General features: G+C 54.6%; 19 protein-coding genes and 1 tRNA gene. 1 reads left to right on the plus strand and 19 read right to left on the minus strand.

Annotated elements, in window-relative coordinates; all coding sequences use genetic code 11:
- Positions 1-126: 126 nt before the first annotated feature.
- The 19 genes from EGT51_RS09660 to EGT51_RS09750 all read right to left on the minus strand — a co-directional run bounded on the left by EGT51_RS09660 (position 127) and on the right by EGT51_RS09750 (position 20,822).
- Entirely contained in the window at positions 127-1,104 is a 978-nt protein-coding gene (locus EGT51_RS09660; protein ID WP_135368506.1) for a 3'-5' exoribonuclease YhaM family protein, read from the minus strand.
- A 10-nt stretch (positions 1,105-1,114) separates the two neighbouring features.
- The gene (locus tag EGT51_RS09665) at positions 1,115-3,736 is read right to left on the minus strand and encodes an ATP-binding protein (protein WP_135368507.1); all 2,622 of its coding nucleotides are present in this window, start codon (positions 3,734-3,736) and stop codon (positions 1,115-1,117) included.
- The gene (locus EGT51_RS09670; RefSeq protein WP_135368508.1) at positions 3,726-4,943 is read right to left on the minus strand and encodes a metallophosphoesterase family protein; all 1,218 of its coding nucleotides are present in this window, start codon (positions 4,941-4,943) and stop codon (positions 3,726-3,728) included. Before EGT51_RS09670 ends, EGT51_RS09665 begins: the two co-directional genes overlap by 11 nt.
- An 86-nt stretch (positions 4,944-5,029) precedes the next feature.
- On the minus strand, positions 5,030-5,374 hold the full coding sequence (locus tag EGT51_RS09675; RefSeq protein WP_135368509.1) for a YlbF family regulator: 345 nt from the start codon (positions 5,372-5,374) through the stop codon (positions 5,030-5,032).
- A gap of 89 nt (positions 5,375-5,463) precedes the next feature.
- Complete coding sequence (locus EGT51_RS09680; protein ID WP_135368510.1) at positions 5,464-7,554, minus strand: PBP1A family penicillin-binding protein; 2,091 nt, start codon at positions 7,552-7,554, stop codon at positions 5,464-5,466.
- A 156-nt stretch (positions 7,555-7,710) separates the two neighbouring features.
- Complete coding sequence (locus EGT51_RS09685) at positions 7,711-8,178, minus strand: arginine repressor (protein WP_135368511.1); 468 nt, start codon at positions 8,176-8,178, stop codon at positions 7,711-7,713.
- 199 nt (positions 8,179-8,377) lie between these two features.
- The gene (gene purD, locus EGT51_RS09690; RefSeq protein WP_135368512.1) at positions 8,378-9,625 is read right to left on the minus strand and encodes a phosphoribosylamine--glycine ligase; all 1,248 of its coding nucleotides are present in this window, start codon (positions 9,623-9,625) and stop codon (positions 8,378-8,380) included.
- Between the two features lie 33 nt (positions 9,626-9,658).
- On the minus strand, positions 9,659-10,237 hold the full coding sequence (gene purN / locus EGT51_RS09695) for a phosphoribosylglycinamide formyltransferase (protein WP_135368513.1): 579 nt from the start codon (positions 10,235-10,237) through the stop codon (positions 9,659-9,661).
- Positions 10,230-11,252 (minus strand): phosphoribosylformylglycinamidine cyclo-ligase, encoded by a 1,023-nt coding sequence (purM, locus tag EGT51_RS09700; protein WP_135368514.1) that lies wholly within the window; start codon positions 11,250-11,252, stop codon positions 10,230-10,232. Before purM ends, purN begins: the two co-directional genes overlap by 8 nt.
- A 13-nt stretch (positions 11,253-11,265) precedes the next feature.
- The gene (gene purF / locus EGT51_RS09705) at positions 11,266-12,702 is read right to left on the minus strand and encodes an amidophosphoribosyltransferase (RefSeq protein ID WP_135368515.1); all 1,437 of its coding nucleotides are present in this window, start codon (positions 12,700-12,702) and stop codon (positions 11,266-11,268) included.
- Positions 12,678-14,906 (minus strand): phosphoribosylformylglycinamidine synthase subunit PurL, encoded by a 2,229-nt coding sequence (gene purL, locus EGT51_RS09710; RefSeq protein ID WP_135368516.1) that lies wholly within the window; start codon positions 14,904-14,906, stop codon positions 12,678-12,680. Before purL ends, purF begins: the two co-directional genes overlap by 25 nt.
- Entirely contained in the window at positions 14,899-15,573 is a 675-nt protein-coding gene (gene purQ / locus EGT51_RS09715; protein WP_167850187.1) for a phosphoribosylformylglycinamidine synthase subunit PurQ, read from the minus strand. Before purQ ends, purL begins: the two co-directional genes overlap by 8 nt.
- The gene (gene purS, locus EGT51_RS09720; protein WP_135368518.1) at positions 15,570-15,827 is read right to left on the minus strand and encodes a phosphoribosylformylglycinamidine synthase subunit PurS; all 258 of its coding nucleotides are present in this window, start codon (positions 15,825-15,827) and stop codon (positions 15,570-15,572) included. The genes purQ and purS overlap by 4 nt, the downstream gene beginning before the upstream one ends.
- Positions 15,814-16,551, minus strand: coding sequence for a phosphoribosylaminoimidazolesuccinocarboxamide synthase (gene purC, locus EGT51_RS09725; RefSeq protein ID WP_179951144.1), 738 nt, complete (start codon positions 16,549-16,551; stop codon positions 15,814-15,816). Before purC ends, purS begins: the two co-directional genes overlap by 14 nt.
- A 5-nt stretch (positions 16,552-16,556) precedes the next feature.
- On the minus strand, positions 16,557-17,687 hold the full coding sequence (gene purK, locus EGT51_RS09730) for a 5-(carboxyamino)imidazole ribonucleotide synthase (RefSeq protein WP_135368520.1): 1,131 nt from the start codon (positions 17,685-17,687) through the stop codon (positions 16,557-16,559).
- Positions 17,671-18,153 carry a 5-(carboxyamino)imidazole ribonucleotide mutase gene (purE, locus tag EGT51_RS09735; protein ID WP_135368521.1) on the minus strand — a complete coding sequence of 161 codons (483 nt, stop codon included), beginning with the start codon at positions 18,151-18,153 and terminating at the stop codon, positions 17,671-17,673. The genes purK and purE overlap by 17 nt, the downstream gene beginning before the upstream one ends.
- Positions 18,154-18,439: 286 nt before the next feature.
- Positions 18,440-20,131 carry an arginine--tRNA ligase gene (gene argS, locus EGT51_RS09740; RefSeq protein WP_135368522.1) on the minus strand — a complete coding sequence of 564 codons (1,692 nt, stop codon included), beginning with the start codon at positions 20,129-20,131 and terminating at the stop codon, positions 18,440-18,442.
- Positions 20,132-20,442: 311 nt separating this feature from the next.
- Positions 20,443-20,513 (minus strand) — tRNA-Gly (locus EGT51_RS09745).
- Between the two features lie 78 nt (positions 20,514-20,591).
- Positions 20,592-20,822 carry a DUF2187 domain-containing protein gene (locus tag EGT51_RS09750; protein ID WP_125577469.1) on the minus strand — a complete coding sequence of 77 codons (231 nt, stop codon included), beginning with the start codon at positions 20,820-20,822 and terminating at the stop codon, positions 20,592-20,594.
- Between the two features lie 360 nt (positions 20,823-21,182).
- Between EGT51_RS09750 and EGT51_RS09755 the strand changes: the two genes are divergently transcribed.
- Complete coding sequence (locus EGT51_RS09755) at positions 21,183-22,430, plus strand: peptidoglycan recognition protein family protein (RefSeq protein WP_135368523.1); 1,248 nt, start codon at positions 21,183-21,185, stop codon at positions 22,428-22,430.
- Positions 22,431-22,486: the final 56 nt, after the last annotated feature.

The raw sequence follows: 22,486 nt of genomic DNA on the forward strand, positions 1-22,486 counted from the left end.
TAGGTGTCGGAACACCGTCGTTACAGCAATCAGCGCGTTAATTTTAGGTGCAACCTTCAGAAATGCAGATAAAAAGCCTGCCAACGTCAATCGTCAGCAGGCTTTTTTTAAGTCCCCTATTCTGGGTTAATCCGTCGTCGGTGGCTGGGGCGTGGTCGTGGTTGGCCGGTAGAACCGCCGACCGTCCATGGCAAAGACGCGCTCGGAAAATTCACCCGGCGCCGTGTGTTCCACGACCGTATCCAGCATCATGATGGAGGCGTCCAGTTCGTCCAGTTGATGTAAGACGTCCGCCTCACGCAAGGCTGGCCGCACCGGTGACCCGTATTCCAACAAGCCGTGATGGCTGAGGATCATGTGCCGCAACAATAAGACGTCTTCGGCTTGCGGATCTAATTTCAATGCGTCACAGGCCCGGACCAGCTCACCATCGATCAACACGATGTGGCCGATCAGGTTGCCGGCCAACGTGTAGACCGTGGACTTGGGACCCGACAGTTCAATCGTCTTGCCCAGGTCGTGCAAGATGGCGCCCGCAAACAGCAACGGCGCGTTCAGGTCTGGATACTGTTTGACCACCGAATGCGCCAACTTCAAAATCGAAATCGTGTGGTAGGCCAGTCCCCCCTGAAAGGCGTGGTGATTGCTTTTGGCCGCGGGATAGGTGTAGAACTTATCCGCGTATTCTTGCAAGAGCTTGCGGACCAAGCGGTTCCAGGTCGGTTGCGTAATCTCAAAGACCGTCTGGGTGATGTATTCTTCCATCGCCGCGCGCGACATCGGCGCCTGCTCGATGAAGCTGTTGGGGTCATTGGGCTCGCCAGGATGGGTCAAGCGCAGATGGAAAATCTTGATCTGGGGATGCGTTTGGTAATTCTCCCGCTTGCCCTGCAGGTGAACGACGCGCCCCGCCACGTAGTTTTCAATATCGTCTGGTGAAGCGTCCCAGTATTTTCCCGAGATCTCCCCCGATTGGTCCTCGAAGACCAGCGCAATGTATTGCTTGCCATTCTTGGCCGTGCGGACATCCGCTGATTTCAACAAGACGAAGAGGTCGACCGCCTCATCGACATTATAATCTAACAATTGTTTTGTTGCCGCCATATTAGCCCTCCTATTCACTAAGCCGAAGCACCTTACCCGCCGTTAACTGTTCAACAGTGGTATCTGCCGTTAAGAAAATGACTTGTAACGTGTGACTAATTTCCGCTAACAACGCGTAAGCCGCCTGGCGTCTGTGGGCATCGAAATTGACGAAGCCATCGTCGATCACCAGTGGCATGGCGACCTGCTGGTTCATGACCACGGCAAAGGCCAATTTGACTGCCAAATCCAGCTGCTCTGCGGTACCCCGCGACAGTTGGCTGACCTCGCGCCATTCGCCATCGTGTCGGCGGACCCGTAACGTCGTCGCTGTCAGTTCAATTTCAGTATACCGGTTTTCCGTCAATTTGCCATAATAATTGCTGGCCTGCGCCACAATTTGCGGCAGCCGATCGCCCGAGGCCGCGGCCAGGGTCGCCGCGATCCACTGACTGGTCAGGCGTTTGACCAACCAATCCTGAGTCGTGGCTCGCATCTGCGTCTCCAGGTTCGCCAGTTTCTGCCGCAACGTCGCCTGCGTGCCACTAGCCGTCAAATGGGCCAACTGCCCCGCTAGCGTCGCCAAACGCGTTGTCGTCTGGTCTAACTGTTGTTGCGTCGCCGCCTGTTGGGCCTGGGCCTGCGCCAGTTGGTCGGTCAAGGCGGTATGGTCGCTAAACTGTTGTAGCGCCGCCAAGTTGTCGCCCAATTGTTCGGCCAGAGCCGCACGCTGTTGCTGGCGATTGGTCCGCTCACGTTGGGCTTGATAGCGCTGGTAAAAGGCCTCGACGCTGCGGAGGTTACGGGTACTCAAGAAGGTCGTCAGCGCCTGTTGGGCAGCATCGACCGCCGCTTGGGCCGACTTGAGCCGGTCAGTGGTCGTGGCCAGGTCACCGGCTTGCGTGGCCAGTGATTGCTTGAGTGTCTGTAGTTGTGTCAACTGCGGTGAAACGGTTGCCCAATCGGCCCCAGCCAACACGGGTAAGGCCTGCGTAAGCTGGGCCAGATAGGTCGTCACGGTCTGTTGGGCCTTGGCGACCTGGGTACCCGTGGTCTCCAGTTGCCGGGTCAGGTGCTCCCATTCACCGATGGCCCCCTGTGCCGCCGACCACTGGGCCACGGGCAGATCACCCAAGCCGTGAGCAGACGCGATGGCATCCAGCTGGTTATTCAGGTCATCGACCAACTGACCGCCCTCACGCAATTGCGCCTGGCTGTCACGGATATCGGCCGTCAACGTTTCCAATTCGCGGCTAGCGGGTGTACTGCTGTCGACCAGAAATACCCCGTAATAGCCAATGGCCACGCCCAATAGTGCGCCAACCAATTTAAACAAGGTCCCGGGCAACAACAGCGACCCGACCAGAACGACCAGGCCAATCGCCAACCAGACGATCTGCTTGTCGGCCAAGGGATTGCGTTGTTGGCGACGGTTCGGTTGTTGGCGTTGAAATTGCTCATTGAGTTGGTTCAATTCTTGTTGGAGGCGCCGGCGCTTTTGACTGGCCACCGTTAACCGGTCCTGGAGCGCTGCGACCTGTTGCGTGGTGGCCAAGGAAAATGGCCGCGGCATTTGGCCGTCGATGGCGTATTGTTGCTCCAAGGCAGTTGCTCGTGCCTCCAGGTCCCGTTGGCTAGCCACTAAACGTTGTTGGTCTTGCGCCGCTTGGGCGATGGCGGGTAGTTGCGTCAACAACGGGTCGACCTGCCCGGCCACCGGTAAGTACGCCTGAAACAGCGGTGGTAACTGGGCGGCTTGCTGAAGTTGTTTTAACTGCTGCTGCTCCTGGGTCAGCGTCTGGGTGCTGGCGGTCAGGTGGCTACGTAATTGTTCCAACTGGGTGGCGTCTTCGGGCGCAAACCCACTCACCGGGGCCTGATCAGCCGCACCCAAACGCCGCCACTCCGTGTAAGTGGCCCACAGCGCGGCTTGTTGCGTCAATTGTGCCGTGACAGCTCGCTGTTGGGCCAAGGCTTGCTGAGTGGCCTGTTGCGTTTGCCGGAGCGTTTGCTGATCCTGCAGTAATTGCCAATAAGTGTCATAAGCCGCGTCGGCCTTGGCCAACTTCGCCGTGAGCTCGCGGTGTTCGCGTAATTGTTGATTCAACTGCGGATTGCGCCCCTGTGGCTTGTATTGCGCCTCGGCTTGCTGGTCGAGTTGATGGGCCTGCTGGAGCCAAAAGTCACTGCCCACCGCCCCCACGTGACGCAAGCGGTCGATCAATTCCTGTTTAGACGCGGAAAAAACGGTCCCCAGCCGGGGCTCGTTCATGGCATAGACGCTGGTAAACAGCTGCGCATCGACCGGTGCTAACAGCCGCGCGAGTGTAGCGGCCGGCAACGCCAGGTCATGGGTCACGTCGCGCAGCGTAACCTTGCCACCGTGTGGCCCCGCAACGCGACTGACCACATAGGCCACGTCACCCTGGGTAAAGGCGATCTCCCCGCCCAGGCGACTGCCATCGAGCGGTTCATAGCGCAAAGCCGGATGCTTCTTGGTCGGAAAACCAAAAAAGATGGCCGTAATAAATTGGGTCAGAGTCGATTTGCCCGCCTCGTTGGCGCCCAATAGGTAATTGAGGCCGGGAGTCAGGTCGAAGGTCCGGTCGTGGAAATGACCGAAGCCATAAATCGTCAAGCGATTAAGATACATCAGGGTCCTCCTTCCCCATTAACTCTGCCAGGACTTGTTCCGCCTGAGGCCGTAATGTCGCATCCTGCGTCGCCTGCGTGAACCAGTCGGCCAGTGCCGGTTCCTGCGCCAATTTGCCAAAGGTCGCCTGTAAGTTGGCCGGCGTGAAGACCGCAGCCGCTCCCTGGTCCCAGTACTGCTGGTCGAGTTGCGGGGCCGTGAGCGCTTGCGGCTGAACTTGGGGCGTGACGCTCACCAGATAACGGTGGGCCGCCTTCAGTTGCCGCGCGTGGGTCCGTAAGTATAGGTTCAGCCACTCGCCCTGCCGTAAACTAGTCAAATCGGTCGCGTCGAGTTGTAAATGCGTCACCGTCAACGCCGTCAGCGTCGGTTGGGCGGCCGGTTGGCTCGCTAGCCAGTCCGTCAGGCGCGTGCCTAGTGCCGTGAGCGTGGTCAGATTGGCCGCATCCAGTGTCGCCGTTGCCCATTCAATCGTCGCCGTTGAAAAGAATTGCGGTTGTAAGTGGCCGTGGTCGCTGGTGACCAGATAGGCCCCCTTGGCACCGGTCTCGTTGATGGCACGCCCCTGCGTGTTGCCCGCGTACAGAATGGGCGGCTGTTGATTGAGCGTTTGGCGATGGTGGATATGCCCCAACGCCCAGTAATCGTAGCGCTTGCTCAAAAGCTCATCCACGGTAAACGGCGCGTAGTGGTCATCACTTCCCGTGGCCACCGCCCCGTGCAGCATCCCGATGTGCCAGTCCGTCGCCGCGTGGACCGGAAAGTCTGGCAACGGGTCACTAGCCACCCACCGTTGTGGATAGCTAAAGCCGCTGATGGCGACGGTCTCACCATCGGCCAGCGTGAGTGTCTTGGTGGTCACCTGACTGCCTAAGACCGTCACGTTTTTGGGATAGGCGACTGTTTGGTGCTGATCGGCCAAATAATCGTGATTGCCGAAGCTGACGATCACCGGAATCTGCGCCTGATCAAGCCGGTCGAATTGTTGAAACAAGTAGGCCTGCGCCGCCACGCTTTGCTCGGCCCGGTCGAACAAATCCCCGGCCAACAGGACAAAATCCACTTGTTGCGCCAATGCCTGGTCAAAGACCTTGGTCGCCGCCGTAAACGTGGACTGGCGCACAGTGGCCAACAAGCTGCTGGGTAGACCGGTCAAGCCCAGAAAAGGACTATCTAAATGCAAGTCGGCCGCGTGAATAAATTTCATGATAATCCCCCTCAAATTTTTATAAAAAAATCGTCGGCGCACCGACCTCACCAAAATGAGTGGTTGCGCCGACGATCAACAAATCCTTAACCCGCGTAAATATCTTGAATGGGTTGCGTAATCGTTTTGTTTAATTGGTTTAACATGGAGTTGACCCCACGTTCTGCTTCCATCAGGTTCTTGATGGAGTCGATCTTACCGACTTGGTCGGCCACTTCCCGGGCGTGCTTCATTTCGTCGTCCGTTAATTGTTGACCAGACATCTGCTTTTGTTGTAAGTCCAATTGAATCTTTTGGAATTCCTTAAACAACTTGTAGGTATCGGTGTCTGCCTTCATTGCGTTGAATGCTGCTTGCAATGCTTGGAATTGTTCTGAATCTTTGAGTGCTTGGGTCACTTGTTCGCCCAACTCTGCCATTTTGTCGGCCATGTCCATTTCCTCCTCAGTGGGCTCGCGGCCCATTTACAATACAAATTCTATTGTACCATGTTAGGCGCTTTCATCCCACCCACATTTGGCTAATTCATGATGGAATTCCACCAGGACTTGACGGTGTTGGCCGCGTTGTTAAACGACTTGCCAGCATTGTCGATACCCTTTTGTACGGAATCCCAAATGTCGGTAGCGTCGGTACCACTATTGTTGTTGGCCGCCTTGGCGATGGTCGAGGCATCCTTGGTGTTAAACGCGGTCCCCTTGGTGTTGGGGAGGATGCTCTGCATTTCGGCCTGATACAATGGACCTTCACCGGTGCCGCTGACGTTTTCCAAATGGTGCTTGGCGCTGGTGTTGTCAAAGCCTTCCCAGGTGGCCACTACCACGTCGGGCGTGTAACCAACGATCCATTTGTCCCGCGTCGCATCGGTATCCCCATCGGCCTCGGTACTCCCGGTCTTACCGGCGATCGTGTAGCCATACGGCTTGGCGCTGACCCCGGTCCCGTAGTTGAAGACGCCCATCATCATGCTGGTCATCTGCTTGGCAGTCTTGCTGGACATGACCTTGGTCGTCTTAGCCTTACTGTCGGTCGTATCGACGACCACGTTGCCCGAAGCATCCACGATCTTGCGAATGTAATGGGCCGACGACATGGTCCCGTTGTTGGCAAACGCCGTGTAGGCCTGGGCCAATTGTTGCGGCGAAACCCCGGTCTTCAAGCCCCCCAGCGCTAACGCCAGGTTCTTATCCGACTTGGTCACGGGTAACCCGAACTTCTTCACGGAATCATAACCCTTGTCGACGCCAATCTTGTTTAACAGCCACACGGCCGGCGCATTTTTACTCTGCGCTAACGCCTGGTACATCGGCACCTTGCCGCTGTACTGGTTACCATAGTTGCTTGGCGAATAGTGGTTGGTCCCGTAAGACTTCTTTTTATCCGTCAATTCCGAATCATAGTAATAGCCATTTTCCAGCGCTGGCGTGTAGACCGCGAGTGGCTTAATGGTCGAGCCGGGTTGCCGTTGCATCTGTGTGGCCCGGTTGTAGCCCCGGAACACGTGCTTGCCGCGGCCACCGACCACGGCTTCGACGCCCCCGGTATTCGGATCAATGGCAATCGACGCGGCCTGAACCTTGGTCCCATCGGCAGCGTTGGCCGGGAAGTAACTCGGGTTCTTAAACAGCGTCTGCATCTGCGTCTGGTTGGCCTGGTCTAAGGTCGTGTAGATCTTGTAGCCCTTGTTCATGATCTCCGACTCGGTCAAGCCATACTTGCTGACAGCCTCATTGATGACGGCATCAAAGAAGTATGGGTATTTATACGTGTTCTTGTAATTATAAGTGTCATTGGTGGTCTGCGCCGTGGCTTGATACTGCTTGGCCTGAGCACTGGAAATCGCGCCGGTCTCCGCCATCAAGCCCAATACCACGTTTCGCCGCGTCCGTGACGCTTGGGGATGATCCACCGGATTGTAGGCGCTCGGTGAGGTCAACATCCCCGCCAGAGTCGCCGCTTCCGGCACCGTCAAATTTGCCGCCGTCTTGCCAAAGTAGCGTTCGGCCGCATCCTGAACGCCCCAGACCCCGTTGCCGAAGTAGGCGTTGTTCAGGTACATGGACAAGATATCCTTCTTGCTGTAGACATTTTCAACCTCAATTGATAAAAACAACTCTTTGAATTTTCGGGTGAACGTTTGCTCTTGTGTCAAATACGCATTCTTCACCAATTGCTGGGTCAACGTACTCCCCCCACCACTGATGTAGTTCTGCCGTAACAGCTTATTCTTCGCGTACAGGAAAAATGCCCGGCCAAATCCCTTAATGGAAAAGCCGTGTTCATGATAAAAATTACGGTCCTCGGTGGAAATCACGGCGCTTTGCACGTTCGGTGAAATCTTGCGTAACGCCACGTAGGTCCCCTTTTGCGAATACAGGGTCCCCGCCTTTTGGTTCTTACGGTCATAGATCTGCGTTGGGTTTTCCAGCGCGGCCTTCAAATTACCAACGTTGGCGGTCTTCGCCATAAACGTCAGGTAACCACTCACCACTAAGATCATGGTCAAGACGACCACAATTAGCCAACGCGTCAGTTGGTACCGCCGCCAGAAGCGTTTGAAGTGGGCTTTGAAGCCTGACCAAAAATTCTGATTAGGTTCTTGGTTATTCATAGAAATAGCCTCTTCTTATCTCAATTGTATTAGACCTATTTTAGCATAGTCCAGCGCACACACCACAATTCCCGTGAATCTTTAATAACCCTTAACCGCAAAAAGCGGACCAAGTCGCTGATTTCCGACCAGGTCCGCCCCATTTACTTGACTAAATTAATGTACGATTTCCGGATTCATTTCCTCTGCGATTTCATCATGCAGCTTTTCGGCCACCTCGGCGCTAGGACTAATGATGAAAATCGTATCGTGTCCCGCCAACGTCCCGGCAATCTCTGGCAAGTTCAAATCGTCAAAGATGGCGGCCAACAGGTTACCGTTACTCGGCAGCGTTTTCAAAATGTTCACAAATTCTACCCGCGTTAAGCCCGTCACGACTTCGTTGATGGTCTCACGTAGGTGCTCTTCTTCACTGCGATTGCCCGCCTTAAAGATGGTGTAGCGCAAGTGGCCGTGGCCATCTTGGGCCTTAACGATCTGCATTTCACGAATATCCCGGGAGATGGTGGCCTGAGTCGCTTGAATACCCACTTCTTCCAAATGTTCCATCAATTCTTCTTGAGTCCCAATCGGGTACTGATTAATGAGTTGCTCAATGCGCGCTTGGCGAATACTTTTTTTCATGGCGACGGCCCTCCCGCATAAAATTGCATTAAGTATAGCAAAGGATTCGGAATGAAGCCACATGCCTCTGCATATTTATAAAGCAAGTGTACCAAATATTCGTTTTGAACGCAAAGGACCCCGCCTAAATTTCAGGTAATCAGGTAAGTCACCGAACCTGGGGAGGCAATCGGCCACGCATGACGTTACCAGGGCCTCACTACTGCTCAAAAGCGGCTGTCGTTAACCCCTGCCACCCGATATCATGACGAAACTGAAGCTGTCCCGTGTCTAGCTGAGCCAACTGGGCGTAGGCCTGCCGTTGCGCAGTGGCCAGGTCGGCTCCCTGCGCCAGGACCATCATCACCCGGCCCCCGGCGCTAACCAAGTGCTGCGGCGTGCCACTGACCCCGGCATAATCGGCCGTGGGCAAGGTCGGCACCGCACCACCAGTCTGCGGGTGGTCGGGATAGCCCGGCGTTGCCAAGACCACGCCTAAATACGTGGCGGCCGTTTGCCAGGTCAGCGTCGGTTGGCGGTGATGACACAGGTCGACGATGACTTGGTAAAAGTCCCCGCGCAACTGCGGCAACAAGATCTGCGTCTCCGGATCACCCAAGCGCAGATTATATTCGATGACCTGAACACCGGTTGCCGTCAAGATACCACCCACGTAGAGGACCCCGTTGAACGTGGCACCATCCGCCTTGATGCCTGCAATCGTCGGTTTAATGATCTGCTCAATCGTCTGTTGGCGAATGGCTAGCGTGATCTGCGGCACGGGCGAATAGGCGCCCATCCCCCCAGTGTTGGGCCCGTGGTCGTCATCTAACAACCGCTTGTGATCTTGCGCCGTGGGCAACAGGCAAAACCGATCACCTCCGACCAGTACCATTTGGGAAAACTCGAAACCGGCCATAAAGGCCTCAATCAGAATCGTCTGCGTGACGGCCAAGGCCGCGGTAATGGCGTGTTCGGCTGCCGCATGGGTCTTAGCCACGGTGACCCCCTTACCCGCCGCCAAGCCGTCGACCTTGATCACCTGCGGCAAAGGGGCCTGCTGGCTATAGGCCAATGCCGCCGCGGTGTCATGAAAAACGGTAAAGTCTGCCGTGGGGATCTGGTGACGACGCATGAAATCCTTAGCAAAGACTTTGGAACTCTCCAACCGGGCCACCGCCTGATTGGCCCCAAAGATGGGCAACCCCTCGGTCTCAAAATAATCAACGATTCCTGCCGCTAAGGGGGCTTCTGGCCCCACAAACGTTAAATCGATCCCTGCTTGACGTACAAAATCGCCCAGACCGACGAAATCCATTTCGGCAATCGCCACACATTGGATTCCGGTCAACGTCATACCGGGATTACCGGGTGCGCAATATACCGCCGTCACTTGGGGGCTGGCCAACATTGCCCGACCAATGGCGTGTTCTCGACCACCACCGCCAACTATCAAGACTTTTGCCATTGTCTACCACCTTTCTCGCAACCATCGTGCGGGTTAAATTCGCTGTTGTGCTAAGAGTTGTTGTAATGTGTCCGGATAGAATTGATGCTCCACCGCGTGAATGCGGGGCGCTAGTGTGGCATACGTGTCTGTGGGGAGGATTGGCACCGCCCGCTGACCAATGATCTGCCCCGTATCGATACCGGCGTCCACAAAATGAATTGTCACCCCGGTGGTCGTTACCTTCGCCGCCAAGGCATCTTCAATGCTATGCCTACCCGGAAAATGTGGCAACAACGCGGGGTGTAGATTAATGATGCGCTGAGGATAGGCGGCTAACAACGTCGGGCCAATCAAGCGCATGTACCCCGCCAGTAAGATGGCCGTCACCTGAGCTGCCCGTAGCTGGTCCAAAATGACAGTTTCGGCCTCGGCTTTGGTGGCGTACGCCTTGAAATCAAGACAAAATACTGGCACCCGAGCCGCTTGGGCGCGCTGAATCACCGGCGCGTCGGCATGATCACAGACCAACAGCGCAATCGTGGCGGGCAACTGGCGGTCTTGAATCGCTTGCCACAACGCCGTAAAGTTCGTGCCATTTCCTGAGGCAAAGACCGCCAAGCGCTTAACCATGGGTCGCCTCCTTAAAGACGACGGGCGTCTCACCAACGCCCACTCGACCGACGCGATAAGCCGGCTGATTGACCGCCGCCAATTGAGCCAAGGTGGCCGCCACCTGTTCAGGATGGACCACTAGCACCATCCCCAGTCCTAGGTTAAAGGTTTCCCGTAAGTCCTGCGGTGTTAACTGTCCCAATCGACTCAACACGGTCATAATGGCTGGGACGGGCCAACTGCCCAGCGCTAATTCGGCACTCAAGCCGCTCGGTAGGGCCCGGGCCACATTTTCGATCAGGCCACCACCAGTGATGTGGGCCATGCTGGCAATGCGGTGCTGTGCTAACAACGGCCAGACACTCTCGACGTAAATTTGCGTTGGTCGGAGCAGTTCCTCTTGTAAACTGTGGTCCAGTTCGGGCAGGACCGTTTCCAGAGGCAAGTCATGTTGTTTAAACAGAATATCGCGGACTAAACTAAAGCCGTTGGCGTGCAGGCCATTCGATGGCAAGCCAATCAACACATCACCGGCCCGCACATTGGCTGGGTCCAAAAGGTCTTGTCGAGAAACGATGCCCACCGCAAAGCCAGCCAGGTCATAGTGATCTTGGGTATACATATCCGGCATTTCGGCAGTCTCGCCCCCAATCAGTTGCGCCCCCGCCTGACGACAGCCGGCAACGACGCCAGTCAAAATGGCTTGGACCCGTGCGGCTTCCGTTTTACCCAGGCCAAGATAATCCAGAAAGAATAGCGGCCGTGCCCCTTGGGCCAAGACATCGTTGACACACATTGCCACGAGATCGATGCCAATCGTCGTGTGTTGGTGCGCCGCAATGGCCACCAACAATTTCGTTCCCACCCCGTCGCTACCGGCCACCAAAACAGGATCCGTCAAGTCTTGGTCAGTCAAGGGAAATACACCGCCAAAGGCGCCTAATTGGTCATTGCCGCTGAGTTGCTTTACCGTCTTTAAGGCCGCATAGCCGGCGGTTAGATCTACGCCTGCTTTCTTGTACGCGTCACTCATTGCCCCACCCCTTTCATTTTTGTGTGTGAACTTGCACCTCAGCGTCATATTCCGCTTGATAATCATATAGCGGCGTTGGATAGTCGCCATTAAAGTACGCCATGCATAAACCACCATACGGTGCCGTCGTCTGTAGGCCCACGGCATCGATCACGCCGCGTTCACTCAAGAAGGCTAGCGAATCGGCACCTAAAGTTTGCCGCATTTCGGCGACCGTTTGTTGCGCCGCAATCAGCTCCTTAGTCGATTGAATATCGATCCCGTAGAAACACGGATACCGTAACGGCGGCGAAGCGATCCGCAGATGCACCGCCGCAGCCCCCGCATCCTTAAGGAGCTTCACGATGCGCCGGCTCGTGGTTCCGCGCACGATGGAATCATCGATCAGCACCACGCGTTTGCCCGCAACGACCCCCTTGACCGCCGATAGCTTCATGCGCACCCCCTGCTCACGCAAGGCCTGGGTCGGTTGAATAAACGTCCGCGCAGAATACTGATTCTTGATCAAGCCCATTTCGTATGGTAACCCGCTAGCTTCCGCGTAACCTGAAGCCGCCGACAGCGACGAATTGGGAACTCCGACCACAATATCAGCAGCCACCGGTTGTTCTTCCGCTAATCGCCGGCCCATTTGCTTTCTCGCCGAATGAATGTTAACGCCGTAGATATTGGAATCCGGCCGGGCAAAATAGATAAATTCCATGGCACAGATGGCAAGTTGCGTGTGTGTGGTGTAGCGACTGATGTGCAGCCCTTGATCATTGATCATCACTAGTTCACCGGGTTGCACATCACGTAAGAACTCGGCCCCCACGGCATCTAACGCGCAGGTCTCACTACAAACAACGTACCCGCCCGTTGGTAACTGGCCAATCACCAGGGGGCGTAACCCATTGGGATCCAATGCTGCGTACAGACGATCATTCGTCAACAAAAGATACGCAAAACCCCCGTGGACCTGCCGCAAGGCCTCCTGCACCTGCTCGGTCAAGGTGGCGGCCGCGCTTCGACGAATCAAATGCATCAAGATCTCGCTATCTGAACTGGCGTGAAAGATGGCCCCGGCGGCCTCCAAGTCACGACGCAAGGTCCGAGCGTTGGTCAGATTGCCGTTGTGTGCGAGGGCAAATTGCGCGTCACTGAAGTTAAACGCCAGTGGCTGAATATTTTCCAAACCGTGATTGCCGGCCGTCGCGTAACGCACGTGCCCGACCGCCGCCGTTCCAGTCAAGCGTGCCAATCGCCGTGGGTCACGGAAGACGTCAGCCAGCAAGCCCAACCCGCGTTCAGACTGGAGATTACCGGCATCGTTTGCCGTAATCCCCGCGCCTTCTTGCCCCCGGTGCTGCAGGGCGTGCAGGCCAAAATACGTTAACGTCGCCGCATTGGCCGCTCCCCAGATGCCAAAGACACCACACTCTTCATTTAATCCTTTGACTTCAGTAGGCACGGAATCGCCTCCTCCCATAACTGTTTAGCTTCACGCACACTGACTTGTACCAGTTGATCGGTCGCTTGCACCCGCAAGTCATCGGTGGCCGTCACCTGGCCCCAATACGTCACGGCGGTCCCCATCAGCGCTTCAAAGGCCACTTGCTTGGTCGGCGACACAGAAATGACGAAACGTGACTGACTCTCCGCAAATAAGGCGACCGCACTCAGGTCCGTCGTCAGGTCCACGCCGAGACCACGACCAAAGCATGATTCGGCGATGGCCGTCAGGAGCCCTCCTTCGGAAACGTCATGGGCACTGGCCACGAGGCCTGCCTGAATGGCCGCTAACAGCAGGTCTTGGTGTTGCTTTTCAATTGTCAACGAAAAGTCGAAAAGTGTGCCACTAATTTCGCCCGTCAAAAGCTTTTGTAACTCGCTACCATTGAAATCACCTTGTGTGGCGCCTAATACGTAGACCAAATCACCGGCCCGTTTAAAGTCCTGCGTGGTGATGTCAGCGTGGTGACGAATCAGACCAACCATCCCAATCATTGGAGTGGGATAAATCGCCTGGCCATTTGATTCATTGTTTAAGGAGACATTACCGGACACCACCGGCGTATTTAATTTGCGACAAGCCCGACTGATGCCCTGCGCTGCCTCATCCAGTTCATAAAATTGCTCTGGTTTTTCCGGATTACCGAAGTTCAAGCAATCGGTAATGCCCAGGGGTTGGGCCCCCGACGCCACAATGTTCCGTGCCGCTTCGGCCACTGCCATTTCACCACCCACCCGTGGATTCAGGTACAGGTAACGGCCATTCACATCCGTGGTCAGCGCCAAGGCCTTGTCCGTGTGGCGAATACGAACCACAGCGGCATCCGAGCCCGGCTGCACGACCGTATTGGTCTGTACTTGCGAATCATAGGTGCGATAAAGCGACCGTTTAGACGCAATCGTCGGCTGTTGCAACAAACGTTTCAGTGTCGCCGCGGCATCGCTCACCATCGGGCGGAATTGCTCCCCGGCTTGCTGGGCGAGCCGCTCTGGTTGCCGGCCAGTTCGCTGATAGACCGGCGCGTCACTTGCCAAAGCGTCCACGGGAACATCGGCGACCAGTTCGTGATGATGCCATAACCGGTATTGATGACCGGTGGTGACGGTCCCAATGGCCACCGCATCCAAGCCGTAACGGGCAAAGACTGCGGTGATCTCATCTTCCGCGCCCGCCTTCACACACAGTAACATGCGTTCTTGAGATTCCGACAACATCAATTCAAAGGCCGACATCCCGGTCTCGCGTTGGGGGACCAAGTCTAAGTTCAGCTCCAACCCACTGCCCGCCTTAGAGGCCATTTCGGCCGAAGCAGACACCAGTCCGGCGGCCCCCATGTCTTGAATCCCCACTAGAACGTCACGGTGCTGGTGAATGACCTCCAAGCAAGCGTCCATCAGCAATTTTTCCATAAACGGATCGCCCACCTGCACCGCCGAGCGTTGGCTCTCACGGGCGTCGTTGAACTCGGCCGACGCAAAGGACGCGCCACTGATACCGTCCCGTCCCGTCTTGGCGCCCACGTAAATAATCCGGTTGCCGACCCCCGTTGCCTGCCCCTTTTGCATGTCGGCTTGATCTAAGATGCCGACACACATCGCGTTGACCAAGGGGTTGTGCTGGTAACAGGTATCAAAGCCCGTGTCGCCACCGACCGTGGGAATCCCAATGCAGTTGCCATAGCCACCGATACCAGCCACCACCTGTGAGACCAAGTACTTCGTGTGCGGATCGGTCAATTCACCAAAGCGCAAACTATCTAAAATGGCGATTGGCTGGGCCCCCATGGAAAAAATGTCGCGGATAATGCCTCCCACGCCGGTCGCCGCACCTTCATAAGGCTCAATGGCCGACGGATGATTGTGGCTTTCCGCCTTGAAGACCACGGCCTGGCCATCCCCGATATCAATGATGCCCGCGCCTTCGCCAGGCCCCGCAATGACCTGATTGCCCTGCGTCCAAAACTTCTTTAAAACGGGCTTCGAGTTCTTATAGGAACAATGTTCACTCCACATTCCGGAAAATAGCCCTGCTTCAGTGTGCGTAGGTAAGCGTTTGAGCACCTGATCGCACAGTTGCCGGTATTCGGCATCGGTCAGCCCCCACTCCCGATAAATCCGGGTGGCTTGGACTTCTTCTGGTGTTAACGTTCTGGTCTTAAGCATGGCTCTCCTCCTCGTGGGCAATCAGTGATGCAAACACGCCTAGACCGTCGATAGAGCCCAGTAAGGCTTCCACCGCCCGTTCCGGATGGGGCATCATCCCTAACACGTTGCCTTGGCGGTTCATGATCCCCGCAATGTTGGCCACACTGCCATTGGGATTGTCGACGTATTCAAAAACGATTTGGTGGTGTTGCCGTAACTCGGCCAGGGTGGCCTCATCGCAGTAATAGTTGCCCTCACCGTGCGCGATGGGCAATTGAATAGTTGCTTGTCCCGCATAAGCCGTGGTGAAACGCGTGTGCGGATTGCTGATGCGCAGGGTACTGGTCTGACAGATGAACTGCGAAGACCGGTTGGCACGTAAGGCTCCAGGCAGCAAACCTGCCTCCGTTAAAATTTGAAAGCCATTGCAGACTCCCAAGACCGGTTTTCCCGCAGCCGCCATGGCTTTCACGGCCGTCATCACCGGCGCCAGGCGAGCGATTGCGCCACTACGCAGGTAGTCCCCGTAAGAAAAGCCACCCGGCAACACGACCGCGTCGTAACCCGCCAAGGTCGTTGCCGTGGCGGGGACCAGGTCAACCGTACAGTGGCACACATCGCGCAGGGCATTGGCCATGTCATGATCGCAGTTGGACCCCGGAAAGACGATCACGGCAAATTTCATGATTGAGCCTCCATTTCCGTGATTTCGTAGTCGTACGTTTCCATATTGACGTTGGCCAATAGCCGGTCACACATTTCGGCGACCTGTTCTGCTATGGGACGGTCACTCTTGGCGATTCGTAATTCGAAATACTTCCCCAGTTCAACGGATTGCACGTCACGGTAGCCCAGGCGTTGCAAGGCATCGTTGATGGCCTCGCCCTTGGGATCTAAGATGGATTCTTTATAAGTAACGGTGACCTTAACCAGATACATGTGTGGAACTCCCTTCAACGGTTGCCAGACGCGTCAACACTTCTTGGTAGACCGGGGTCAATTCCCCGAGGTCTTGGCGAAAAACGTCCTTGTCTAATGAGCGATGTGTCGCTTGATCGACCAACCGGCAGCTATCCGGTGAGATTTCATCGGCCAACAAGACCGTGCCCGTCGCCGTTAAGCCAAACTCCACTTTAAAATCAACCAGCTGAATCCCCATGGCCGCAAAGATCTCACTTAACCGGTGGTTGACCTGCAGGGCCTGTCGCCGCACTTCAGCTAACGTGGCTGGGCTGGCCAATTTGAGCGCATGAATCTGGGAATCATTGATAGCCGGGTCGTCCAACTGGTCACTCTTGTAGAAAAATTCCAAAACGGGTGGGGTTAAGCGCGTCAAATGTGCAACCCCAAATTTACGTTCAAAACTCCCCGAGGCGGCATTGCGCACCACGACCTCCAAGGGCAACATGGTCACGCGCCGGACCAATTGGACGTAATCGCTGGTCTGGGAAATGAAGTGGTTGGGGATGCCATGTGCGGCCAGGTCCTGAAACAACAAGCTGGAGATGCGATTGTTCAAGAGGCCTTTTTGGGCAATGGCCACCTTGCGTTTACCGTTTAATGCCGTTGCTTGATCCAAGTATTCGACCCACAACACATCGGGGTCGTTGGTCGCATACATGGCCTTAGCCTTGCCGGTGTAACATAACTCGCCTTTTTCGATCACGTTCAGTGGTCCCCTTTCAAGTTCGTCAATTCAAGTAGCGTTGCGGAAAAATCATCGGTCAGACAGGTCACGTGCCCCATTTTCCGTTGGGGCAAGATCTCCGCCTTGCCGTAATCGTGGAAATGCCAATTGGGATGCGTCATCAGGGCGTGCCGGGCCAACGTCAGGTCCGTCCCCAGCAGATTACGCATGACCGCTGGACGGGTCTGGTGGATCTCGGGCAACGGCAGGCCACAAATGCTGCGAATGTGCGCCTCAAACTGAGAAATATTGCAGGCCTCAATGCTGTAATGGCCCGAATTATGCGGTCGCGGTGCCAGTTCATTGACCACCAATTGGCCATCTGAGAGAACGAAAAATTCAATCCCCAACACCCCGCGCAAGGTCAGTGCCGTCGCAATCTTCTTGGCAATCCGTTGCGCCTGGGCGTGCACGGTTGCCGGTACCCGCGCCGGGGCCAACGTCGTGTGTAAAATGTGGTGGCGGTGTTGATTTTCCACCAACGGAAAGGTCACCACGTCCCCGGCAGCGCTTCTGGCGACCATCATCGCCACCTCACAGGTGAAATCTTGGCGCGCCTCAAGGATACAGGACCGTGCTGTCAACGTGGGCGTCTCCAACGGCCAGATAGTACCATCTAAATCCAATTGACCGTGACCATCGTACCCACCAGCCACCGTTTTTAAGATCGCTGGTGTGCCCACCTGGGCCAAGGCCGCGGGTAAGGCCGCCTGGTTGGGCACCGCCGCAAACGGTGTCACCGCGATTCCTAGATCGGCCAAAAAGCGTTTTTCACGCAGGCGATTGCCGGTAATCTCTAACAACTGGACGCCCTGAGGCAAACTGGTCTGGGACTGGACCGCCGCCAATGCCTGCACATCAACATTTTCAAATTCGTACGTCAAGACGTCGCTTTCCCGGGCCAAGGCTTGCAGGGCCGCCTGATCTTGGTAATCAGCGATGACCTGAAAATCAGCCACCTGACCGGCTGGGGCATCGGGGGTCGGGTCTAAAATACCCACACGATACCCCATCTGCTTAGCACTGAGCGTCAACATCCGGCCCAATTGACCGCCACCCACGATACCGATGGTGGCTGGGGGTAAAATCACATTTTCAGAGTTCTTGTTCACTACGTTGGGCCTCCCGTCGCTGTGCCAGTCGGAAATCCTGTAACGCTTGTTGCAGCTTACTATCTTGTAATCCCACAATCTGGGCAGCCAGTAACGCCGCATTTTTAGCCCCCGCCTGTCCGATCGCCATCGTGGCCACCGGTACGCCGGCCGGCATCTGCACGATGGATAGCAGCGAGTCCATCCCGTTTAAGGCCCGGGATTGCATCGGGACTCCAATGACCGGCACCACGGTATTAGCCGCTAACATCCCCGGTAAATGGGCTGCCCCACCGGCACCCGCGATGATGACCTGGATGCCGCGAGCCTGCGCCTGTTCCCCGTAACTTTGCAGCGTCGCCGGCATCCGGTGGGCAGAAATAATCCGCCGTTCACAATCCGCCCCTAAATCAGCTAATTGCTGGACTGCCAGCTGCATGACCGGCCAGTCCGAAATTGATCCCATGACTACCGCAATCTTCGTCATCGCCATCCCTCTTCCCATATTTTAGGCCAATTTTAGCAATAATTACAGTTTGTGTCAATCAAAACGAGAACTTTATTTGATATAAATATATTAATATACGGTTTATGGCAAATCTATTTACGGTCTATCTAGCGAACTACCCTCACTGTTACTACTGAAAACGGTGTCTTCCGGCAAATATAATTGTTTTTATGTTCGTCACGACAAAATACCCGAAATCAACGAATATCCGAACATTAAAAAAGACCCGCCCAAATGGCGAGTCCTCGTAGTGAAATCTTAAGTTTTACATTTCGTCTGGTGCTTGGACGCCCAACAACCGCAGACTTTCCTTCAAGACCGTCGAAACCGCCTTGACCAGTGCCAACCGTGCTGGCAACTCAGCGTCTTCCGTTAAGATCTTGGAGTGCGCATAGTACTTATTGAAGGTCTTGGCTAAGCGAATCGCGTACTTGGCAACCACGGATGGTTCCAATTCGGCACAGGCCATTTTAACGATGGCTGGGAAGTCAGCCAAGGCCTTGATGGTATCCCAGGCTTCGGGATCAGCCACTTGGTTACCGGCAGCTTGCACGTCAACGTTACCAGCCTTACGCAAGATGCTTTCGGCCCGGGCATGGGAGTATTGCACGTAAGGACCCGTTTCGCCTTCGAACTTCAGCTGATCAGCCAAGACGAAGTCGATGTTGTTGGTCCGTTCGTTCTTGAGGTCGCCAAAGACGATGGCGCCCACCCCAACTTGTTTGGCAACTTCTTCCTTGTTTGCCAGATCAGGGTTCTTTTCGTTGATTTCTTCGCCCGCCAACTTGATGGATTCCTCCAGCACCTTGGCTAACAAGATGATCCGGCCAGAACGCGTGGACAGCTTCTTGCCGTCGACGGTGATCAGACCAAATGGCACGTGGTGTAAGTCATCCGCAGATGGCACGCCCATTTCCTTTAAAACGGCCTTCAGTTGCTTGAAGTAATACGTCTGTTCGGAACCAACCACGTACAGGTTTTGGGCTGGGTGGTAGGTCCGGTCACGGTACAAGGCCGTCGCAATATCTCTGGTAATGTACAGCGAAGCCCCGTCACTCTTCAAAATCAGGGCTGGGTTCAGATCATACTTGCTCAAATCGACAACTTGGGCGCCTTGTGATTCCACCAGCAAATGCTTGTCCTTCAAAATCTGAACGACTTCGGCCAGCTTATCGTTGTAGAAGGCTTCCCCATTGTAGGTATCAAATTTCACGCCTAATTCATCGTAAACGTCATTGAATTCTTGCAAGGACGCCTTACGGAACCATTCCCACAGGTGGTGGGCTTCTGGGTCGCCGTCTTCAAGCTTCTTGAACCATTCCCGCGCAATGTCGTCGAGTTCCGGCTTATCTACATCCTCTTTGTGGAAACGTACGTAGTATTCGACCAGCTTGTTGATGGGGTCTTTCTTGACGTCTTCTTCGTTCCCCCACAGCTTGTAGGCCGTGATCAACTTCCCAAATTGGGTCCCCCAGTCACCCAAGTGATTGTCCTTGATGGGGTGGTAGCCGTTCTTAGTCAAGATCTCGGCAATGGAGTTTCCAATGACCGTCGAACGCAAGTGGCCCATGGACATTGGCTTAGCAATGTTTGGTGAGGACATGTCGATAGGCACGTTGCCGCCGTTACCGTCGGCGTTGGTCCCATAATCGGCCCCCGCCGTCAACACCGTGTTCAACGTTGCCTCACTATAAGCGCCCTTGTCAAAGAAGAAGTTCAGGTAAGGACCCACGACTTCCACCTTTTCAAAGCCGGTCGTATCCAGCTTGTCGGCCAGGTCTTGCGCAATTTGTTGCGGCGCGCGGTGCAGGACCTTGGCTAACGTGAACGTTGGAAAGGCCATGTCCCCTTTGTCTGAAGTCTTGGGCCGTTCGAGCTTGGCTGCAATCTCATCTGCCGTCAGTTGGCCGTCTAAGGCCGTCGCTAACGCCGTGGTCACCGTTTGTTTGTAATCCATCCTGTATTCCTCCTATTTCTTGACTGACGTTGATAAGCCTAGTTTACACCAATTTGGTTCACGGAATAAAAAAACGCCCCTTACAAAATTACTTGTAAGAGACGAGATTACCCGCGGTACCACTCTGATTGACTTATTAGTCCACTTTAAAAGTTCATTTAAATGTCGCTAATGCCCCGTTCTGCCAATATTCTTGATCCGGCTCACAGCCACCCGGACTCGCTGACAAGACTTGATTGACGTACTATTGCATTGACGGTTAAAACTTTCGAATAATAAGAAAGACGACCCTGAAGGCCGCCCCATTCGAAAGCGGGTGACGGGAATCGGACCCGCGACGCAAGCTTGGGAAGCTTGAATTTTACCACTAAACTACACCCGCACAACACAAATGAGTATAGCATACCATTTGTGAGTTGTCATCATTTTTTGCAAATAAATTCAAAAAAGTTTGAAAAAACTAGTTTTTATCCGCACTGTTCCCGGTAATCTTAGCAGCTGACTTCCGCACAACGGCACGGTTATTCATGTCGCCCACGGCCGTTTTGTCGGCAGGATCGTAGTCCCGAATCTCTACTAAAACTGAATTATCATACACTTTGGTGACTTCCCCAGTGAAATCGTGTTCCAGGGGACCAAATTTCTTCGCCGCAACGTAATCGCCAATCTTAATCTCTTTAGTCTCAGCCATTGTTCGTCGCTCCTTTCGTATGCAAAATATCATTATAGTCAAGTTTCCTAGTCGACGCAAGTAAAGTCCCCCACGCGCTGGCGGAAAAGTTTTCGGCGACTTTGCAATCGAATTGTAAGATGATTGAAACAAAATGGTAGAACCGAACTTTCCCGGTTTATTCGCCAACAATTACGACACAATACGACCATTAGCATCTTTTCAACGACTAAAATGTGATTTTTCTATGAATTTCCGAACGACCCCACATTTCGCCAAGTAGAACACGCGTACGCATTTCTGCGGAAAATAAGTTATAATCGAGTCGTTGATTCAGTTCTGTTTAGTTCATAATTAATTTCTATAGGAGGAGCAGACATTATGAAAAAATGGCAACGTTGGGCGGTTCGGGGAATCGCTCTGACCGCGGGATGCGTGGGTCTCTTTTGGGGCAGCAACGCGGTGACGGCTAGCGCCAATGCAATCAATAATTATATTGCCAATCAGCATTACGCCACGCCAACAATTACGAAGAATATTTGGTCTGGTTTTCCCAAGAATAGTTACCGCAATGGGAAGCCAGAAGGGGTCGTCGTTCACGAAACGGCCAACCCGAATTCCACGATCTATAACGAAATCACCTATATGAAAAATCATTATGGGAATGCGTTCGTGCACACCTTCGTGGATGCCAACCACATTATTAACATCGCCAACACCAAGTACTTGTGCTGGGGAGCCGGTCCAATCGCCAACGCACGCTACGTTCAATTTGAACAGGTCGAGGTCCACAGTAAAGCAGCCTTTGCCTCTGAATTGAACAATGCCGCCTACTACACGGCTTACATTTTGAAACAATACGGGTTGACACCTAAGCGCAATTCGACCATCCTGTCTCACCATGATGTATCGCTGAATCTGGGTGGCACCAACCATACCGATCCGGACGGCTACTGGAAGTCTAACGCCAGCGCCTACTTTGGGACCACGTACACCATGACCGACTTCGTCAACCTGGTCAAGACGCAATACGCCGACCTGGGGGGCACGACGACGGACACCGATACTGATGCATCGACGGACCACACGCCCGCGACGCCGAAGAAGACGGTTAAATACAACCACGGTGGTAACAATGAGACGGCAAAATTGGCGAACAACTACACCAAGTGGACCGTCTACAATCACGTCAAGGGAACCAGCGGCGCCTACAAGATCGGTTGGGGTCGTCTGAGTGCGGACCACCGTGGCGCTAAGGTCTACGTTGATTCGCGTGGTGTGAAAAAAGGCGGCTGGAGTGGTACCTGGTACCGGATTCGTTTCAGTAAGAATTCCACGGCCAAGTACTGGGTCTACAGCAAGGTGCTGAAGTTCCCGAAGGTCACCTACAGTGACGCGAGTGGCAATTACACGTTGAACACGGCCACCAACTACACGCTGTACAACCACGTCTTAAATTCCAATTACCTGTCCAAGACCACTGGCCACACGACCGACTTCCCAGCCGGCACGAAGGTCACCGTCAACAAGGCTGGCTACAAGGCTAGCGACGGCTCGAACTGGTACCGTATCATTTTAAACGACAAGCCTTACTGGATCCAAGCTGCTGGCTTGAACGGTAACGCCTAACAAATTGAAAGGCTCGCAGATGATTGGCTGCGGGCCTTTCGTCTACTTAAGGAGGA

The sequence above is a fragment of the Levilactobacillus suantsaiihabitans genome, from assembly GCF_004745505.1.
GTDB classification, from domain to species: Bacteria; Bacillota; Bacilli; order Lactobacillales; family Lactobacillaceae; genus Levilactobacillus; species Levilactobacillus suantsaiihabitans.

Excerpts from the sequence above, each read along its gene's own strand:
- EGT51_RS09660 (WP_135368506.1), bottom strand. The coding sequence starts at position 1,104 with ATGGCGGCAACAAAACAATTGTTAGATTATAATGTCGATGAGGCGGTC.
- EGT51_RS09665 (WP_135368507.1), bottom strand. The coding sequence starts at position 3,736 with ATGTATCTTAATCGCTTGACGATTTATGGCTTCGGTCATTTCCACGAC.
- EGT51_RS09670 (WP_135368508.1), bottom strand. The coding sequence starts at position 4,943 with ATGAAATTTATTCACGCGGCCGACTTGCATTTAGATAGTCCTTTTCTG.
- EGT51_RS09675 (WP_135368509.1), bottom strand. The coding sequence starts at position 5,374 with ATGGCCGACAAAATGGCAGAGTTGGGCGAACAAGTGACCCAAGCACTC.
- EGT51_RS09680 (WP_135368510.1), bottom strand. The coding sequence starts at position 7,554 with ATGAATAACCAAGAACCTAATCAGAATTTTTGGTCAGGCTTCAAAGCC.
- EGT51_RS09685 (WP_135368511.1), bottom strand. The coding sequence starts at position 8,178 with ATGAAAAAAAGTATTCGCCAAGCGCGCATTGAGCAACTCATTAATCAG.
- purD (WP_135368512.1), bottom strand. The coding sequence starts at position 9,625 with ATGGCAAAAGTCTTGATAGTTGGCGGTGGTGGTCGAGAACACGCCATT.
- purN (WP_135368513.1), bottom strand. The coding sequence starts at position 10,237 with ATGGTTAAGCGCTTGGCGGTCTTTGCCTCAGGAAATGGCACGAACTTT.
- purM (WP_135368514.1), bottom strand. The coding sequence starts at position 11,252 with ATGAGTGACGCGTACAAGAAAGCAGGCGTAGATCTAACCGCCGGCTAT.
- purL (WP_135368516.1), bottom strand. The coding sequence starts at position 14,906 with ATGCTTAAGACCAGAACGTTAACACCAGAAGAAGTCCAAGCCACCCGG.
- purQ (WP_167850187.1), bottom strand. The coding sequence starts at position 15,573 with ATGAAATTTGCCGTGATCGTCTTTCCGGGGTCCAACTGCGATCATGAC.
- purS (WP_135368518.1), bottom strand. The coding sequence starts at position 15,827 with ATGTATCTGGTTAAGGTCACCGTTACTTATAAAGAATCCATCTTAGAT.
- purE (WP_135368521.1), bottom strand. The coding sequence starts at position 18,153 with ATGACGAAGATTGCGGTAGTCATGGGATCAATTTCGGACTGGCCGGTC.
- argS (WP_135368522.1), bottom strand. The coding sequence starts at position 20,131 with ATGGATTACAAACAAACGGTGACCACGGCGTTAGCGACGGCCTTAGAC.
- EGT51_RS09750 (WP_125577469.1), bottom strand. The coding sequence starts at position 20,822 with ATGGCTGAGACTAAAGAGATTAAGATTGGCGATTACGTTGCGGCGAAG.
- EGT51_RS09755 (WP_135368523.1), top strand. The coding sequence starts at position 21,183 with ATGAAAAAATGGCAACGTTGGGCGGTTCGGGGAATCGCTCTGACCGCG.